Here is an 18,626-nt window from a genome sequence, read left to right as displayed (position 1 = left end):
GGTGATTTTATTGTCAAAAATCAGAGTATATGAATTGGCAAAAGAGTTAAATGTAAGTTCAAAAGACTTAATAACTTTATTAATGGAAGAGTTTGGTGTAGAGGTAAAAAATCATATGAGTGTCATAGAAGATGAAGATGCTGCACTAATTCAAGAACTTATAGGTGAAAATGGAATACCACAAGAAAAGAAATCTATAGTGGATGAATATGAAGATCAATTAGCTGAAGAAGTTAATAAAGGTGTAAGAAAGAAAAAGAAAACTAAGAAAGAAATTGAGCGTGAAGAAATCGAAAGAAATGCAGAAGCAGCATGTGGAGTAGTTGAAATAGGTGATACTATTACAGTTAAAGAGTTATGCGAAAAGCTTGGAAAACCAACAGCAGATGTTATTAAGAACTTAATATTCTTAGGTGTAATGGCTGGAGTTAACCAAGAAATCGATTTTGCTACAGCAGAAAAGCTTTGTGAAAAATATGAAGTTATAGCTGAAAGAAAAGAAGAAGAAACAGAACTTGAAGCATTTGAAGAAGATACAGATGTAGTAGAAGAAAACTTAGAAAAGAGACCGCCTATAGTAACAATAATGGGTCACGTTGACCACGGTAAAACTTCATTATTAGATGCTATAAGAAAAGCTAAAGTTACTGATACAGAAGCAGGTGGAATCACTCAGCATATAGGTGCTTACACAGTTACTTTAAATGGTGAAAAGATAACATTCTTAGATACACCAGGACACGAAGCTTTCACTGCCATGAGAGCTAGAGGAGCACAAGTAACAGATATCGTTATTTTAGTTGTTGCTGCTGATGATGGTATAATGCCACAAACTAAAGAAGCTATAAGTCACTGTAAAGCAGCTAATGTTCCAATGATAGTTGCAATAAATAAGATTGATAGACCAGGAGCAAATGTTGATAGAGTTAAACAAGAATTAACTGAACATGGTTTAGTAGCAGAAGACTGGGGCGGAGATACAATTTGTGTACCAGTTTCAGCAAAAACTGGTGAAAACTTAGATTCATTACTTGAAATGATTCTTTTAACAGCAGAAATGCAAGAATTAACTGCAGATCCTAATAGAAAATCTAAGGGAACAGTTATTGAAGCTAAGTTAGATAAAGGTAGAGGTGCTGTTGCATCACTATTAATTCAAAATGGTACACTACATGTAGGAGACTCTATTTTAGTTGGATCTACATATGGAAGAATAAGAGCTATGTTTGATGATATGGGTAAAAAGATTAAATCAGCAGGTCCATCTATACCAGTAGAAGTTTTAGGTCTTTCAGAAGTTCCAGCAGCTGGGGACAGATTTGTAGTTGTTAAAGATGAAAAGACTGCAAGAAATATGGCTGAAATCAGAAAAGATAAAATCAAAACTGAAAGCCATCAAGCATCACATAGAGTATCACTTGAAGATTTATATAGCCAAATCCAAGAAGGGAAGGTTAAAGAATTAAGCATTATTGTTAAAGCTGATGTTCAAGGTTCAGTGGAAGCAATAAGACAATCTTTAGAGAAACTTTCAACAGATGATGTTAAGGTTAGGGTTATCCATGGTGCAGTAGGTGCTATAACAGAAACAGATATAACTTTAGCAGCAGCATCAAATGCATTAATGATTGGATTCAATGTTAGACCTGATTCAAATGCAGTAGCTATGGCAGAAAAAGATGGAGTGGATATCAAAACATATAGAATCATCTATGATGCAATTGAAGATGTTAAGTCTGCTATGATTGGTATGCTTGATCCTGAGTACAAAGAAGTTATAAATGGTAAAGCGGAAGTAAGAATGACTTACAAAATATCTAACGTAGGTACTATTGCAGGATGTTACGTAACAGATGGTAAAATAGTAAGAAACTCTGAAGTAAGAGTAATAAGAGATGGAATAGTTATCTTTGAATCTGTCTTAGCTTCATTAAAGAGATTTAAAGATGATGCTAAAGAAGTTAATAAAGGATACGAATGTGGCTTAAGTGTTGAAAGATTCAATGATCTTAAAGAGGGAGATATAATCGAATCATTTACAATGGAAGCTGTAAAAAGAAAAGAGCTTTAAGAGGTGATTTAAATGGCTAACTATAGAGGCGGAAGAATAAACGAAGAAGTCAGAAGAGAAGTTAGTAATATAATCCAAAATGAAATCAAAGATCCAAGACTTACTGCAATGGTTTCTGTAACAGCAGTAAAAGTTACTAAGGATCTAAGATATGCAAAGGTATTTGTAAGTATATTTGGAAAAGATGAAGAAGAAAAGAATAATACTTTCACTGCATTAAAAAATGCAAGTGGATATATAAGAAAAGAAATTGGCATAAGAATTAATTTAAGACATAATCCTCAAATAATTTTTGAATTAGATGACTCAATAAGCTATGGAATGCATATTGAAGAACTTATTCATAAGGTTAATAAGGGTAAATAATTGTCAATTAAAACAATTAAAGATATTTTATTAAGTGCAAAGAAGATAGGCATTACCTACCATGTATCACCAGATGGTGATGCAGTAGGTAGTGTTCTTGCACTTTATAATGGATTAAAATACTTAAATAAAGATTGCTATGTACTTTCTAAGGAGGCACTATCAGAAAATTTAAGATTTCTTTTAGGTGCTGAAGATGTAACTGGTGAAGTGTATGAACCAATAGATGATACAGATGTAGTTATAGTCTTAGATTGTGGTAATTATGAAAGAATATGTGCCAATTTAGAAAATTATAATAAAGTATTATTAAATGTAGACCATCATTTATCAAATGATATGTATGGTAATGAAAATTACGTAGATATAGATGCTGCAGCTACAGCAGAAATAGTTTATGAATTACTGTTGGAGCTAGGATTTGTTTTTAAAGAAGATGATGAAATAAGTAAAGAAATAGGAACATGTTTATATACATCGTTAGTAACAGATACAGGAGCTTTTAGACATTCTAATGTTACATATAGAACTTTAGAAATTGCTGCTAAACTGAAGAGAATTGGTGTAAATAATACATTTATTTATCAAAGTCTTTTTGATAATAAGGATTTTAATAGAGTGAGATTTGTAGGCAAAGTTCTTACAAATATGCAGCTTGTTTGTGATGATAAAGTTGCCTTAATAGAACTACCTAAAGATGCTGGAAAAGAGTTTGGTATAGAAGTAGGAGATACTTCAGATATTATATCTTATGGATTGCAGATAAAAGGTGTAGAAGTAACCTTATTAGTGAAAGAAGCAGATGATAAGATTAAAGCTAGCCTTAGATCAAAAAATGATGTTGATGTAAGAAAGATTGCTGAATACTTTGGCGGAGGTGGACATACTAAAGCTGCAGGATTAGCTATAAAATATTCAACATTAGAAGAAGCTAGGGATAAAATATTAAGCAAAATAGAGGAAGAGTTATAAGATATGAATGGAGTTATAAATATCTTTAAACCTAAGGGAATGACATCATTTGATGTTGTTAGAGAAGTAAAAAAAATTTGTTCAACTGGAAAGGTTGGTCATACAGGTACCCTTGATCCAGAAGCTACAGGTGTTTTGCCAGTATGTATTGGAAGAGCAACAAAGATAATAGATTATATCATGGATTCAAGAAAAGTATATGAAGTAGAATTTAAACTAGGGATTAAAACTACTACATATGATGATGAAGGTGATATTCTTGAAAGTCATGAAACTAGTCATTTAACTGATGAAGAAATCTTAGAGGCAATAAAAAGCTTTTTAGGTGAATATTCTCAAATACCACCTATGTATTCTGCTCTTAAACAAAATGGTGTTAGATTATATACTTTAGCAAGACAGGGAATTGAAGTTGAAAGAGAAGGAAGAAATATAACTATTTATAATATTGAAAATATAAAAATAAATAATCCTTTTATTTCAATGAAGGTTACATGTTCAAAAGGGACTTATATAAGAAGTCTTTGTTATGATATAGGTGAAAAGCTTGGAGTTTATGCAGCAATGACAGAGCTTAACAGAGCTGAAACATCAGTATTTAAGCAGGAAGATTCAATTAATATTAAGGATCTTACTAGCGAAAATTATTCACAGTATTTAATTTCCATAGAAGAAGCATTAAATCATTATGAAAGAATTAATATCAATCATAAGTATGCAAAGCTTTTAGTAAATGGAGTAAGAGTTGGAGATACTAGATATACAAATGATAAAGTTGAAAATGAAAAACTATATCGCGTATATGATGGAGAGAAATTCTTAGGTCTTGGAAGCAAGAATGATAAAGGATTTAAGATTACTAAATTATTAATAACTTAGGAGAAAAATAATGTTAGTGTTAGAAGATGCTATTTTAAAGAAAGAAAATAGAAAAAACTTTGTAGCCTTAGGCAGTTTTGATGGATTGCATGAAGGGCATTTATCTCTAATACGTAAGATAAAGCAGCTGGCTGAAGAAGGTGAAGGGCAGTCAATTGTCTATACCTTTAAAAATCATCCTAGAAAATTTATTAATACAAATAGTACATTGAATTTACTTATGACTAATGAAGAAAAGATATCTATTTTAGAAAAAGAGGGGATAGATATCTTAGCCTTTAAGAAATTTGATAAAGAGACTATGAAAATGAGCCCAGAAGACTTTATTAAAAATATGTGTGAAAGCTTTAATATCAAGGGTATTGTAGTAGGATTTAATTTTAAGTTTGGTTATAAAAATGCTGGCGATATTAAGTTGTTAAATGAACTTAAATCTAAATATCATTTTGATTTATATGTTATGGAGCCTTGTATATATAATGACTCAGTAGTAAGTTCAACTAGAATTAGGGAAGCTATAATTGATGGTAATATGGAAGAAGCTTTTAATATGCTTGCACGACCATATTCTCTTGAAGGGAAGGTAATTCATGGTAAGAAGCTTGGAAGAACAATAGGATTTCCAACGGCAAATTTAGAAATAGACAAAAGCAAATGTATTCCTGCAAAGGGGGTATATTATACCAATGTATCTATTAAAGGAAAAATTTTTAAAGGAATTACTTCTGTAGGGCATAATCCTACAGTAAATGGGAAAGAATTAACTATAGAGACTTATATTCTTGATTTTAATGAAGACATATATGGGCAGAATATAACTTTATATTTTATTAATAAGATTAGAGAAGAAATAAAATTTAATGGCTTAGAAGAACTGGTAAATCAATTAAATGTAGATAAAAGTTATGCTGAAAAAAATGGAATTATTATTTAATATTGATTTTATTTTGTACTAAACGACAAAATTACTATTAAAATAAAATTTGTTTACAATATTAAATTAGTCTGATATAATAACTGATGAACAAACCTATATCTAAGATATGAGCTTTAACTTATACCATGGATATAAGGGGATAATATTACGGAGGTGTCATAATGGACGCAATAAGAAAGCAAGAAATAATTAAAGAATTCGGAAGACATGAAGGAGACACTGGTTCACCAGAAGTTCAAATCGCACTTTTAACTGAAAGAATCAACTCTTTAACAGCTCACTTAAGAACTCATAAGAAAGACCACCACTCAAGAAGAGGTCTTTTAATGATGGTAGGACAAAGAAGAGGATTCTTAAAGTATTTAGCTGCTCAAGATATCGAAAGATACAGAGCTATAATTTCAAAATTAGGCTTAAGAAGATAGTCTGTAGAGCGGGTTTTATCCGCTCTATTATTTTAAAGATTAAAAATTAACCGAAAGACCTGAAGGGAGGTTATAAAAAATGACTAATGTACTTACAAAAAACATAGCTGGAAGAGAAATGAAAGTTGAATCTGGTAGAGTAGGAATGCTTTCAGATGCAGCAATATTCATGAGCTATGGAGATACAGTTATATTAACAAATGTTAACGCTTCAGAAAAACCTAGAGAAGGAATAGATTTCTTCCCACTTAGCGTTGAATACGAAGAAAGATTATATTCAGTTGGTAAAATACCAGGTGGATTCATCAAGAGAGAAGGTAGACCTTCAGAAAATGCAATTCTTTTTGGAAGAGCTGTAGATAGACCTCTTAGACCATTATTCCCAAAAGGGTATAGAAATGATGTTCAAGTAGTTTGTACAGTTGTTTCTGTAGAACAAGATAACTTACCAGAAATTCTAGCAATTAATGCTGCATCTATGGCATTATGCCTATCAAGCATTCCATTCACAACACCTGTTGGAGCTGTCCAAGTAGGATTAATCGATGGAAACTTTGTTTTAAATCCAACATTAAAAGAAAGAGAAGAAAGTATTCTTCAATTAACTGTTTGTGCAACAAAAGAAAGAGTAATGATGATTGAAGCTGGTGGAGATGAAATACCAGAAGAAACAATGATCAAAGCAATTGAATACGGTTTTGAAAAATGTCAAGATATCGTAGCATTCCAAGAAGAGGCTATGGCTAAGTTTGGTAAAGAAAAGAAAGAACCAGTTCTTTATAAACCAAATTCAGAATTAAAAGCTGATATAGAAGAGTTTGCTGGTGAGATGATTAAAGCAGCAATGTGGATTACTGATAAAGATGAAAGAAATGCTGCTATGGATATTGTAAATGATAAAATCATAGAAGAATTCCAAGAGAAGTATGCAGATTGTTTAGGAGATATCAATGAAATAGTTTACTCTATGCAAAAAGAAGTTGTAAGAGATATGCTTCTTAACCATAAGAGAAGACCAGATGGAAGAGCATTTGATCAGATAAGAAAGATTTCATGTGAAGTAGGAATATTACCTAGAACTCATGGTACAGGTTTATTCACTAGAGGTCTTACTCAAGTTATGACTGTAGCTACTTTAGGAGCTGTAGGTGACATCCAAATAATAGATGGTATTGGTGAAGTAGAGTCTAAGAGATATATGCATCACTATAACTTCCCTGCTTATTCAGTTGGAGAAGTTAGACCACTTAGAGGACCAGGAAGAAGAGAAATAGGGCATGGAGCTTTAGCTGAAAGAGCTTTAGAACCATTAATACCTTCAGAAGAGGAATTCCCATACACTATAAGATTAGTATCTGAAGTATTAAGTTCCAATGGATCAACTTCTCAAGCTTCAGTTTGTGGTTCTACACTAGCATTATTAGATGCAGGTGTTCCAATAAAGAGACCAGCAGCTGGTATAGCAATGGGATTAATAACTTCAGAAGATTTAGCTCATGAAGAAGTATTAACAGATATACAAGGAATTGAAGATTTCTTTGGAGATATGGACTTTAAAGTTGCAGGTACAACAGAAGGTATAACTTCTATCCAAGTTGATACTAAGATTAAGGGGTTAAGCTTTGATGTAATTTCTAAAGCAATTACTGATGCTAGAAAAGCAAGAATATTTATTTTAGATAAGATAGAGGAATGCATTCCAGCGAGCAGAAAGGAAGTATCTAAATTTGCACCTAAGACTTGTACTATAAGTATTGATCCAGAAAAGATAAGAGATGTAATTGGTGCTGGTGGAAAGGTAATCAATAAGATTATTGCGGATACTGGTGTTAAGATAGATATTAAAGAGGATGGTACAGTATTTGTTTCATCACCTGATCATGAAGGGGTAAATGAAGCCATAAGAATTATTGAAGGATTAACAAAAGAAGTTCAAGTTGGTGAAGTTTACTTAGGTAAAGTTACAAAAATTGCTGCTTTTGGAGCATTTATTGAAATATTACCAAATAAAGAAGGATTATGCCACATATCTAAATTAGATAAAGCAAGAGTAAATAAAGTTGAAGATGTAGTATCTGTTGGTGATGAAATACTTGTAAAAGTAACTGAAATAGATCAACAAGGCAGAATAAACCTTTCTAGAAAAGATGCATTACCAGATGAAGAGGAAACAACTGAACAATAGTATTTATTCAGCGAAATAATATTTATTATGTGAAAGAGAATTATTAAAATTCTCTTTTTTTAGTATATAGAATAAAATAGTATAAATTAAAATAAACTAAAATCAAACTATAAAAGTGGAGGTAATTATGTTTGAGATATATACATTAGATAACGGATTAAGAGTTGTTACTGAATATATTGAACATGTGAATTCGGTAAGTGTTGGAGTTATGGTTCAAAATGGATCAAGAAATGAAGAAAATTCAGTTAATGGAATTTCACATTTTATAGAGCATATGTTTTTTAAAGGTACTAATAAGAGAAGTGCCAAAGAAATAGTTCAGCACATAGAAAATGTAGGTGGACAAATTAATGCCTATACTAGCAAGGAAACAACTTGTTATTATACAAAATCATTATATACACATTTAAATCTTTGCCTAGATGTACTTTCAGATATGATTCTTAATGCAAAGTTTGATGATGAGGAAATTGAAAAGGAAAAAGGCGTTGTAATAGAAGAAATAAATATGAGTGAGGATAATCCAGAAGATGTTCTAGAAGATATCCATTCAAAGGTAATATTTGGTGATAATCCTCTTGCTGATCCAATATTAGGAACTATTGATATAATTAAATCATTAAATAGCAGTAAAATTAAGGAATATGTAAAAAAACATTATACTCCCCATAATTCAGTAATAAGTATATGTGGAAAATTTGATAAAAATGAATTAAAAAAATTAATGGAAAATTATTTTGGTTCTTGGGATAAAAATGAAATATATATACCAACTTATAAAGAAGTAAACCTTTTAGGAGGGGCAGCTTATGTAAATAAGCAAATTGAACAGCTTCATATAAATATTGGTTTAAAGGGACTTCCATATGCTCATGAAAGAGCATATTCACTTGCTTTATTAAATAATATTTTTGGTGGAGGAGCTTCATCAGTTTTATTTCAAAAGGTAAGAGAAGAGTTAGGACTTTGCTATACTATATATTCATATTCACAGCCTTATATAGGTGTTGGAAGTTTAAATATTTATACTGGTTTAAGTAAACAGTTTGCAAATAAAGCATTAGAAGTTATAAGTAGAGAGCTTAAACTTTTTGCAGATAAAGGCATTAGTGATGAAAAGCTTAAGATAAATAAAGAAAAACTTATTTCTGGTTATCTTTTAGGTTTAGAAAGCACTGCATCAAGAATGTTTGCTAATGCTAAATGTTTGTTATTACAAAATAAGATAAAAACAGCAGAAGAAGTTACTGAAAAGATTAACAAAATAAATAAGCAAGACATAAACTATGTATTGGAAGAGTGCTTTAAGCCGGGAATAATAAGTGCATCATATGTGGGTCAAGATGTAGAAATTGATGGATTAAATAAAATAGTAGGACTTTCTGACGTAGCGTACAATAGAGATTTGATTGTAAATGACAAAAGAGTATAATAATTATGTCACTGGGTTAGTAAAGTTACCTAGGTAATAAATTACCTCCTTTTAGCATAAAATTTTATGAAAAGCAAGGAGGTAATTCGTTTATGAAAGATTTTGAATATTATGAAAAAAAGGCAGATAGTTCCGAAAAACTTATTAGTGATTTGGAGAAATTTGAAATATTTAATTTAGAATGTGCAGAAAAATATGATAGTTCTCAAAATATTGACTTTATAATAGATGAAGAAGGATGCTTAAAATTCTTGGTTGTAGGTGTTAGCAGTAATAAGTTAAGCTTTTTTGGAGGTAGCAGGGAATTTGTAGAAATACCTTGGGAATGCGTTACTAAAATTGGTGCTAACGTAATAGTAATCTCCGCAGAAGAAGGAAAAATTAAAAGAGCTAAAGCTTAGCTAAGGAGGAGATTTCCTTGAATATAATAGTACAAAAGTTTGGAGGTACATCTGTATCTACAGAGGACAGGCGAAAACAGGTAGCGGTTAAAGTAAAGGAGGCAATTGATAATGGGTTTACACCTATAGTGGTTGTATCTGCTATGGGGCGAAAAGGACAACCATATGCCACTGATACTTTATTGACTCTTATAGATGATAAATTTAAGGAATCCAATAGAAATTCCAAAGATCTCTTGATGTGCTGCGGTGAAATTATAAGCTCTGTTGTAGTAGCAAATGCTTTATATAATGAAGGAATTCAAGCAGTACCATTAACAGGAGGACAAGCTGGAATAATTACTGATGATAATTTCTGCGAGGCTGAGTATATAAGCATTGATATAGATAGATTACTATCAGTGGTAAGAGAAGGAAAGGTTCCTGTTGTTACAGGTTTTCAAGGAATAACTAAAGATGGATATTTTACTACTTTAGGTAGAGGGGGAAGCGATACTACAGCATGTATTCTAGGTAATGCTGTAAATGCAAAAGAAATAGAAATATATACTGATGTGGATGGGATTATGACAGCAGATCCAAGAATAGTTGAAGATGCTTCACTTATTGATGAAATAACGTATAATGAAGTTTTTCAATTGGCAGATCAAGGAGCTAAAGTAATACATCCTAAAGCTATAGACTTAGCAAAGAAGGGCAATATTCCTCTATTTATAAAAAATACCATGGGTGAATCAAAGGGGACATTAGTAAGTAATAATACCATAGGTAATGAAAGAAGATATATTACAGGTATAACTTATCTTAATAACAGAATTCAAGTGAGGATAAGGTTATCAGAAAATAGCAATATAAAGGTCTATCAAAATTTATTAGAAATACTTGCAAAGAATCATATAAGTTTAGATCTTATCAACATCTTTCCAGCACATCAATTTTTTACAGTAGATAAATCAGAAAAGGAAAATGTATGTAGTATACTAGAACTGGTGGGAATTAAATATAGCATAATTGAGGAATGTAGCACAATAGCTATAGTGGGAGCAGGAATGACAGGGGTACCTGGTATTATGGCTAGGATAATAAATGTGCTGCAAAATAATAATATTGAAGTATTACAGACAACAGATTCTAATATGACTATATGGTGCCTTATCTATACTAAGGATATTGAAATTGCCATAAATCTTTTACATGAAGAGTTTGGTTTATCAAAAGTCCATTAATTATTAACATCAATGGAAAAATATAAAAGGATATCTTGGTATTAGGGACTTTTTATAAAATATGAAAAGTTCCTAATGCTAAAATATTGTCTATAGTATATAATAAATATATATTATAGACAAAGGAGATGTTTTTTTGAAGATAATTTTTGATAAAAAAGCTAAAAATGCATTAGAGGAAATGATAAAAAATAGTAATGAGAATTATATAAGAGTTAAGCCTTTCATTGGGTGTGGAAAGCCAGCATATGAAATATATGTAGATTTCAAAGGTGAAAATGATATTGAAGAATCAGTAGATGGAATAACTTTTGTAGTACATAAGGAATATGAAAAAATATGTAATGGTATTGAGATAAAGTATGATAAGGATATATATAATAAGGGATTTTATATAAGATCTATATAGAAGTTGAAGCCTTCAGAGAATGAAGGCTTCAATCATAAAATAAATAATTTGTAAACATTATCTTTTTTTTAAGTCAATGCTGAAAAATAAAGTTATTTATGTTATGCTTAATAAAGGAAAATATATACGTAAAGGAGAATAATATGAAATTTACCAAAAGATTAGTTGTGGGATTAGTATCAACAGGAATCATTGCTACCCTTTTCACAGGATGTACTACAAAAGATGTGACACCAGTTAGAGCTGAAAGTGCCGAAGAGGTAATAAACTTATTTAATGAATATAATAAAGCAAATGACATAGAAAACATGGTTTCATTATATTCTGATGTATATTTAGATTCGGTAGGCTATAGTAGTGGCACAGTAGTAAAGATGTTAGAAGCCAATAGAAAAAATGCTCAAATTACTAAGTCTGAAACTGAAAGTATTGAAGCTATAGATGAAAACATAGAAAAAGCAGTGGTAAATATGGCAATTATGGAAGAGGGAAAAGAAGTTCCATACACATATACTTATGCCATGATAAAAGAAGACGATGGATGGGCTGTTTCACCAGATGGAGTAATAGAGTGTATTAATGTTGAAGCTCCAGAAATAGTTTCAGGAAAGCTTAATATATATTTATCAAAAATCATAAAGCTAGTAGATGGATATATTTTAAGGGCTGATATATCAAATAATAGTTCAGAAGCATATAGCTTTGGTAAGGAAGGAAATTTATGTGAAGTTGTAGTAGAAACAACGGAGGGACAATACAAAACACCTATGTTAGAAGAAGTTAAACTTGATAAGAAAGTAAAAACTTACTTTATGGCAAGGGCTGATGAGTTAAAGGGAGAAGTTAAGAAGGTTACTATCACTAATGTATATGATATAGAAGATGATGTTATAAAAGAAGATAGTATGAGAGATATTGTTATTTATGAAAAATAAAAAAACATATTAAATTTAAAAGAAACTAGTGTCTAACTTTATGTGACACTAGTTTCTTTTAAATTTAATAATTCTTTAAGCTTAAATATTACAGCATAATACGATTTAGGCATTCCAAGGTCAATAACATTTTCAATAATTGGATAATGTTTTTTAAAAGGAAGAGCCTTAATATATTCGCTACAGTTATTTAAGCAGCTAAAAATGATAAAGTCAATATCTTCAATTACTAAATTTATAATATCTTCAAAAGGAATGCTATTTCCATTATATATGGTATTTAGTGGATTAAATTTATCATTATCTAAATCATCATGCCAATCATCTAAGGCATCCATTAGATAAATCCATTTTCCAATTGAGTAGCCAAGATTATAGAGAGTTTCTCGTATTTTAGCATTGTCATCTGGAAAACTATATGGATATAGACTTAGGATGGAGGCAATTATTACGCTGAAGGGATGACATACTTCATCTAATGATGTAAAATTAAGATTTTTTTCATACTCAGATAAGATGGTCATATTTTCATCAATAATGGAAAAAAGTGATTTTAAATGATTTTTGGCCTTCTTATCAGCTGGAATAAAAAGTGTATAAAATAGTCTACCTTTAATACTTCCATCATCTACTATATCATCTTTAAGCTTTAAGGTGGAAATGATTATATTAACGGCAGAAATATAATTTAATGCATTTGTAGGTTGACAGATTATAGTTTTAGTTGTTAAATGTTTAAGACAATGAATTGATTTAGTATTGATAGGTTCATTGCTTAGCCCATCTAAAAGGAAACCAATGAAGGTTAAATCATAATTTAAGGTTAATCGAGGAAGATTGCCAAAGTTTTCTTTTATGGTATTACAAAGACCACAGTAATAGCTTTTAAAATAATAGTAATCTCCAAGCTTTAACTCATTGTATAGTGGTGTAATATAACCAAACATTTATTTACTAGCCACCTTACTTAACACATTTTTCCACCACTGTTGCCGCACATGTTCATAGCACCATTATTTCCTCCTGAGAATAGGCTTTGAAGTAGCATGTTTTGTAAAGGATTGCCATTCATTGCGTTACCACCAGTAGGATTTTGAGCCATTCCTCCATTTGGAACTGCACCACCAGCTGGATTATTACCCATTGGATTAGCATTGCCGCCCATCATATTTGCTAAAGGATTCCCTCCACCCATCATATTTCCTAAATTACCCATATCTCCGCACATGCCGTTACCACCGCCATTATTTCCACCACACATGTTCATATTATTTTGATTAGCTTTAATATTGGCAGCGGCAGCAGCTCTAGCATAATTTTGCTTTATGGTGTTGATCTTTCTTGATAAAATAGCCATGGTTTCTTTATATTCAGGATTTGTTGGGTTTAATTCAGCAGCAGTCTTTAAATGATTTACTCCAGATTGTACCCAACCTTTCTTTAACATGACAAAACCCTTTAAATAATTCCATTCAGCATTATTCTTATCAGAAATTAAATTTAATTCTGTTTCAGCAGAAATAAATTGTTCATTTTCAATGAGACTTCTAATCTCTTTATACTTTAAGTCATTGATAAGTGTGTTATATGCTTCATTAGCTTCAGAAATTTTATCTTCCATCAAATAATAATCATCAGAATCAGCATTATCAATTTGATAAGTATCTACGATTCTTTCATAAGCATTTTCTATTTCATCCTTTGATGCTGTAGGCGGAATGCCTAAAATTTTATATGGATTCATTAAATAAATCTCCTTAAAGATTTGATAATTCAGTATAGTATATTCTAAATATGGTAAATGAGTGCTTAGTTATAATAGCCAATAATAAGTTATAATATTTTGAATAGTAAGTTAAAATACTAATAAGAAAGATACATTTAGGAGGAAAAGATGATATTACCAAAAGAGTTTTATGAAGAAGATGCCATAACTGTAGCTAAAAAATTATTAGGAAAAGTCTTAGTGAGAAAAGTAGATGGTAAAGTTATAAAGTGTAAAATTGTAGAAACAGAAAGTTATATTGGAGATATTGATAAGGCTTCACATGCTTACAATGGTAGAAGGACAGAACGTACAGAGCCACTTTTTCATAGCGGAGGTATATCATACGTCTATTTTATTTATGGATTATATCATTGCTTTAATGTCATAAGTGACAAAGAAGATGTAGCATCAGGAGTACTTATAAGAGCAGTGGAACCTCTGGATAATTTTGAGTATTTAGCAGAAATAAGATTAAAGAAGAAGTATGATAAATTAAGTAAAACACAAAAAAAGAGTCTTACCAATGGACCTGCTAAATTATGCATGGCACTTAATATTACAAAGAAGGAAAATTATCATAGGTTATACGAAGAAAGTACTTTATATATTGAAGAAGGAAATAAGGAAGAAATAGACATAGTTGAAACCACAAGAATTGGAATAGATTATGCTGAAGAAGCTATCAATTTTCCATGGAGATTTTATATAAAAAATAACGTATATGTATCTAAAAAATAAGAAAAGTACTGCCAGGATTATTTGGCAGTACTTTTTTATATACAGTTAATAAAATCTCCACCCATACATTCACAACATTGGTCTAAGCATATAAGATCACAACAGCTTATTTCATAATTGCAACAACAGTCATCACAGCAACAACAAGAGCAACCACGATTTCGTCTTCTGTAGCCACTACTATAGTAATCATCAGAATAATGTCTATGCCTTGCCATAAGATTAACATAGGATTCCTTAATAAATACATTGGATGGATCTAATGATATAGCATTATTAAAGTAGGATAGGGCACTATCATACCATGATTTATTAAATAGTATAAGCCCATAAAGGTAATTCCACATAGCATTTTTTTCAGCAATGGAATTAAGTTTTTCTTCTGCTAAAGATGCTTTATTTTTATTTATAAGACTAAGTATTTCATTAAATATATTTTCATCATAACTTTTACTAGTTTCCATGAATAAATCATCTCCTTAAGGTATATTACAATTTTATGTAGTTATATTTAATTATATACAAGAGAAAATAAGTTAACAACTTACTTAATAAATAATAATGTTTAATAAAAGAAAAACATGGTATATAATATAATAGTTAATTTATTAAAAGCGTGAGGTGGAGCAGTGAATATTAGAGAGTTAAATAGTTTAATGACAAGTCATGATATAAAAAATAGGCTCCCAAGGGGACGAAGATCTGTAAATGAAGGGTTAGTACATCAAGTTAAATCTATGGTAGACCCACAGTATGACTCTTTAGATATTTATGGTAAGGTTATGTCTAGTGAAAGCAGAGAAATGTATAGTATTAATATTTCTATAGACATAAAGAATTTAAAGTTAATATATACAGAATGTGAATGCCTTGATTATAGAAATAATGCTGATTTTAATGAAAATTATATATGTAAGCACGTAGCTGCAACATTTTATAGATTTATAGATATCCTAGAAGAAAGGCTTAAAGAAGATAGTAGAGATCAAGGCTTAAATCCTAGGAAAATAGATATGGATTATAGCAAAAAACTGTTAGAACAGTTAGATGAAGATGATAATGAAAAAGAAATGTTAAATATAGAGGTTTCTTTAGAAAAGAAAAGCTATTTTAGAGGCGAACCTTTTTTTGAAGCAGATTTTAAAATAGGTAGTAATCATCTTTATGTAATGAAAAATATTCCTGAGTTTGTGAAAGCAAAAATAAATGAGGAAAAATTAATTTATGGTAAGAATTTCATTTATGATCCAAAAAGACATTACTTTTCAGAGGAAGATGAAAGAATTATTGATTTTATTGAAGAATATGCAGGGTTAAATGAAGCATTAGGCAGTGGTCCTTCTTATGGAAGAACGAGCAGTGGACTAATTTCTAAAAATAAGATGTTAGTAATACCATCACAGACATTAAGAAGATTTTTAGAATGCTTATCTCATAAGAAAATAATATTTATGGAGAAAGATGAAGAAAAAAAGATACAGATAAAGAAAGAAGATATGCCACTAATGTTTAATTTGGAAGAAAGCGATAACAGTATTAATTTAACCATAGCAAATAACCTTCCAAAGCCGCTTACATATAAAGGAGATGTGTATATTTACGATGATGTAGTATATCTACCATCAAAAAAGCAGGCTCAAAAATATAAATTATTTTACTCAGCATTAAAGGATAATGAAAAATTATCATTTAAAGGTGAAAAGAAGAAAGATGTATTTACTAAGATAATTCCTGCTTTAGATATAATTACAAAAGAGGTTAATCTTGATGATAACCTAAAGAAAAATATAGTAAAAGAAGATTTAAAGATAGAGATATTTTTTGATAGAGATAAGAAAAGCACTTGGGCTGATGTAAAGATGAATTATGGTGAAGAGTCTTTCAATCTTGTTAATGGGCCAAATAATGAACAATATATAATAAGAAATTTAAATAAAGAACAACATATTGAAAATGTTTTAAATGGACATAAATTTTATAGAGATAAAGGAAAATTTATCTTTAATGGTAATGATGAGAATTTATATGAATTTTTTTTAAGTGATTTAAAAGATGTGAAAGAATGTGCAGAGGTATTTTATTCTGATAGGTTTAAAGATAGGAAGATTTATGGAGCTACATCTATGAAAGGATCTATAAAGAAAGATGGTAATAGCAATTTCCTAGAGTTTACCTTTGAAGTGGAGGAAATTGATAAATCAGAGTTTGCAGATATTTTGAGAGCTTTTAAAGAAAAAAGAAAGTTTTATAAATTGAAGAATGATTCATTTGTCAACTTTACTGATGAAAAGGTGAAAGATTTTTTTACTTTGGCTGAAATATTAGCTTTAGATAATAGAATAGATGATAATAGAATTAGAGTTCATAGAAATAGAGCAGCATTTATAAATGAAGCAATAGAAAGTGGAAATATGTCCTATATAGATGGCAAGGAAATTGTATCACATATTTCTAATAAGCTTAAGACTATTGAGGAAGTTAATTATAATATTCCAACAGAATTGAATGCTAAGCTTAGAGATTATCAAATAACTGGATATAATTGGTTTAAAAATTTAAGTCATTATGAATTTGGTGGGATTTTAGCAGATGAAATGGGACTTGGAAAAACAATTCAAACCATAACATTCTTGCTTTCAGAACAGGATAACCATAAAAAATCACTTATAGTGACACCAACATCATTAATTTATAATTGGAAAAGTGAGTTTGAAAATTTTGCACCATCAATGAATGTTGCTGTATTGCATGGAAATAAAGAAGAGAGAGTTGAAATTATGGAAAATATATCTTCCTATGATGTTATACTCACAACATATGGAACACTTAAGAATGATTATGAATGGTATGATGGCAAGGAGTTTGATTATTGTATAATAGATGAAGCACAACATATAAAAAATTCTCAATCTATAAGCAGTGAAATTGTAAAAGAAATAAAAGCTAAAGTTAAATTTGCCCTTACAGGTACACCAATAGAAAATAATCTCTTAGAATTATGGTCAATTTTTGACTTTGTAATGCCAGGGTACCTTTATAATAAAAATCGGTTCCAGGAAAGATTTGTTGGAACTAGAGAAGGTACTGTAGCGCTTAAGAAAATGATACAACCTTTTGTTTTAAGAAGACTTAAGAAAAATGTTATGTTGGAATTACCAGATAAGATAGAAAAGAAATATTATGTGGAAATGAATGAAGAGCAGAAGAAGGTTTATTCATCTTATATTGCCGATATAAAGGAAAAGATGAATGATAAGGATATTACTAAGGATAAGATAACTATATTTTCATATTTAACAAAGCTAAGGCAGTTATGTTTAGATCCATCTGTTATAGTTGAAGGGTATAATGGCGGAAGTAGTAAAATAGATACAGCAGTTTCAATTGTTAGTGAAGCCATTAATGCAGAAAGAAAGATACTTTTATTCTCGCAATTTACATCGGTATTGGATAGTATAAAAAAGACATTAAATGAAAATAAGATAAATTATTATTATCTAGATGGATCAACAAAAGCACAAGAAAGAATAAAGCTTGTTAATGATTTTAATAGTAGGAATGATGTAAGTGTTTTTCTAATATCTTTAAAAGCTGGAGGTACAGGACTTAATTTAACATCCGCAGATATGGTAATTCATTTTGATCCATGGTGGAATCCAGCTATAGAAGATCAAGCAACAGATAGAGCTCATAGATTTGGGCAAAAAAGTAATGTTGAAGTAATAAAACTTATTGCAAAAGGGACTATTGAAGAAAAGATACTTAAGTTACAAGAGGATAAAAAAGAAGTAATTGGAGAAATAATGAATGGAGATTATAAGGATGGAAGTCTACTTGGAACATTAAGTGAAGATGAAATAAAGGAATTGTTCTTATAAA

The 18,626-nt window shown here is 30.1% G+C and carries 17 protein-coding genes; 14 read left to right on the top strand and 3 right to left on the bottom strand.

Going from position 1 to position 18,626, the window contains the following annotated elements; genetic code table 11:
• The first annotated feature begins 10 nt into the window (after positions 1–10).
• The 12 genes from infB (at position 11) to H8R92_RS08995 (ending at position 12,241) form a co-directional block, all read left to right on the top strand.
• A complete protein-coding gene (gene infB, locus H8R92_RS09050) occupies positions 11–2,071 on the top strand; it encodes a translation initiation factor IF-2 (protein WP_186835274.1) in 2,061 nt (686 codons plus the stop codon).
• Between the two features lie 12 nt (positions 2,072–2,083).
• Positions 2,084–2,437 carry a 30S ribosome-binding factor RbfA gene (gene rbfA / locus H8R92_RS09045; protein ID WP_022212376.1) on the top strand — a complete coding sequence of 118 codons (354 nt, stop codon included), beginning with the start codon at positions 2,084–2,086 and terminating at the stop codon, positions 2,435–2,437.
• Positions 2,438–3,409 carry a DHH family phosphoesterase gene (locus H8R92_RS09040; protein ID WP_186835273.1) on the top strand — a complete coding sequence of 324 codons (972 nt, stop codon included), beginning with the start codon at positions 2,438–2,440 and terminating at the stop codon, positions 3,407–3,409.
• 3 nt (positions 3,410–3,412) lie between these two features.
• Positions 3,413–4,288 (top strand): tRNA pseudouridine(55) synthase TruB, encoded by an 876-nt coding sequence (gene truB / locus H8R92_RS09035; RefSeq protein ID WP_186835272.1) that lies wholly within the window; start codon positions 3,413–3,415, stop codon positions 4,286–4,288.
• Positions 4,289–4,298: 10 nt separating this feature from the next.
• Positions 4,299–5,222, top strand: a complete 924-nt coding sequence (locus H8R92_RS09030; protein ID WP_186835271.1) for a bifunctional riboflavin kinase/FAD synthetase — start codon at positions 4,299–4,301, stop codon at positions 5,220–5,222.
• A gap of 164 nt (positions 5,223–5,386) precedes the next feature.
• Positions 5,387–5,650: a 30S ribosomal protein S15 gene (gene rpsO / locus H8R92_RS09025; RefSeq protein ID WP_022168177.1), complete on the top strand. Its 264-nt coding sequence runs from the start codon at positions 5,387–5,389 to the stop codon at positions 5,648–5,650.
• A gap of 79 nt (positions 5,651–5,729) precedes the next feature.
• On the top strand, positions 5,730–7,835 hold the full coding sequence (locus H8R92_RS09020) for a polyribonucleotide nucleotidyltransferase (RefSeq protein ID WP_186835270.1): 2,106 nt from the start codon (positions 5,730–5,732) through the stop codon (positions 7,833–7,835).
• Positions 7,836–7,962: 127 nt separating this feature from the next.
• Positions 7,963–9,270: a M16 family metallopeptidase gene (locus H8R92_RS09015; protein WP_186835269.1), complete on the top strand. Its 1,308-nt coding sequence runs from the start codon at positions 7,963–7,965 to the stop codon at positions 9,268–9,270.
• A 92-nt stretch (positions 9,271–9,362) separates the two neighbouring features.
• Positions 9,363–9,671, top strand: a complete 309-nt coding sequence (locus H8R92_RS09010) for a YlmC/YmxH family sporulation protein (RefSeq protein ID WP_186835268.1) — start codon at positions 9,363–9,365, stop codon at positions 9,669–9,671.
• Between the two features lie 17 nt (positions 9,672–9,688).
• Entirely contained in the window at positions 9,689–10,897 is a 1,209-nt protein-coding gene (gene dapG / locus H8R92_RS09005; RefSeq protein ID WP_022212383.1) for an aspartate kinase, read from the top strand.
• Positions 10,898–11,033: 136 nt separating this feature from the next.
• Positions 11,034–11,306, top strand: coding sequence for a hypothetical protein (locus tag H8R92_RS09000; RefSeq protein WP_022212384.1), 273 nt, complete (start codon positions 11,034–11,036; stop codon positions 11,304–11,306).
• Between the two features lie 143 nt (positions 11,307–11,449).
• Positions 11,450–12,241 (top strand): hypothetical protein, encoded by a 792-nt coding sequence (locus tag H8R92_RS08995; RefSeq protein ID WP_186835267.1) that lies wholly within the window; start codon positions 11,450–11,452, stop codon positions 12,239–12,241.
• Positions 12,242–12,279: 38 nt separating this feature from the next.
• Here the strand turns inward: H8R92_RS08995 and H8R92_RS08990 are convergent, their stop codons facing one another.
• The gene (locus H8R92_RS08990) at positions 12,280–13,188 is read right to left on the bottom strand and encodes a DUF5685 family protein (protein WP_186835266.1); all 909 of its coding nucleotides are present in this window, start codon (positions 13,186–13,188) and stop codon (positions 12,280–12,282) included.
• 20 nt (positions 13,189–13,208) lie between these two features.
• Positions 13,209–13,985 carry a J domain-containing protein gene (locus H8R92_RS08985; protein ID WP_022212387.1) on the bottom strand — a complete coding sequence of 259 codons (777 nt, stop codon included), beginning with the start codon at positions 13,983–13,985 and terminating at the stop codon, positions 13,209–13,211.
• Between the two features lie 150 nt (positions 13,986–14,135).
• On the opposite strand from H8R92_RS08985, the gene H8R92_RS08980 reads away from it, so the two are divergent.
• Complete coding sequence (locus H8R92_RS08980; protein ID WP_186835265.1) at positions 14,136–14,747, top strand: DNA-3-methyladenine glycosylase; 612 nt, start codon at positions 14,136–14,138, stop codon at positions 14,745–14,747.
• Between the two features lie 35 nt (positions 14,748–14,782).
• Here H8R92_RS08980 and H8R92_RS08975 read toward each other — a convergent pair whose 3' ends face one another.
• Positions 14,783–15,211: a tetratricopeptide repeat protein gene (locus tag H8R92_RS08975; protein WP_022212389.1), complete on the bottom strand. Its 429-nt coding sequence runs from the start codon at positions 15,209–15,211 to the stop codon at positions 14,783–14,785.
• Positions 15,212–15,376: 165 nt separating this feature from the next.
• Between H8R92_RS08975 and H8R92_RS08970 the strand changes: the two genes are divergently transcribed.
• Complete coding sequence (locus H8R92_RS08970) at positions 15,377–18,625, top strand: SNF2 helicase associated domain-containing protein (protein WP_186835264.1); 3,249 nt, start codon at positions 15,377–15,379, stop codon at positions 18,623–18,625.
• Position 18,626 lies beyond the last annotated feature (1 nt).

It is taken from the genome of Clostridium lentum (assembly GCF_014287815.1).
GTDB lineage: Bacteria > Bacillota > Clostridia > Clostridiales > Clostridiaceae > Clostridium > Clostridium lentum.
This window is presented reverse-complemented; position numbering and strand designations above follow the sequence as displayed.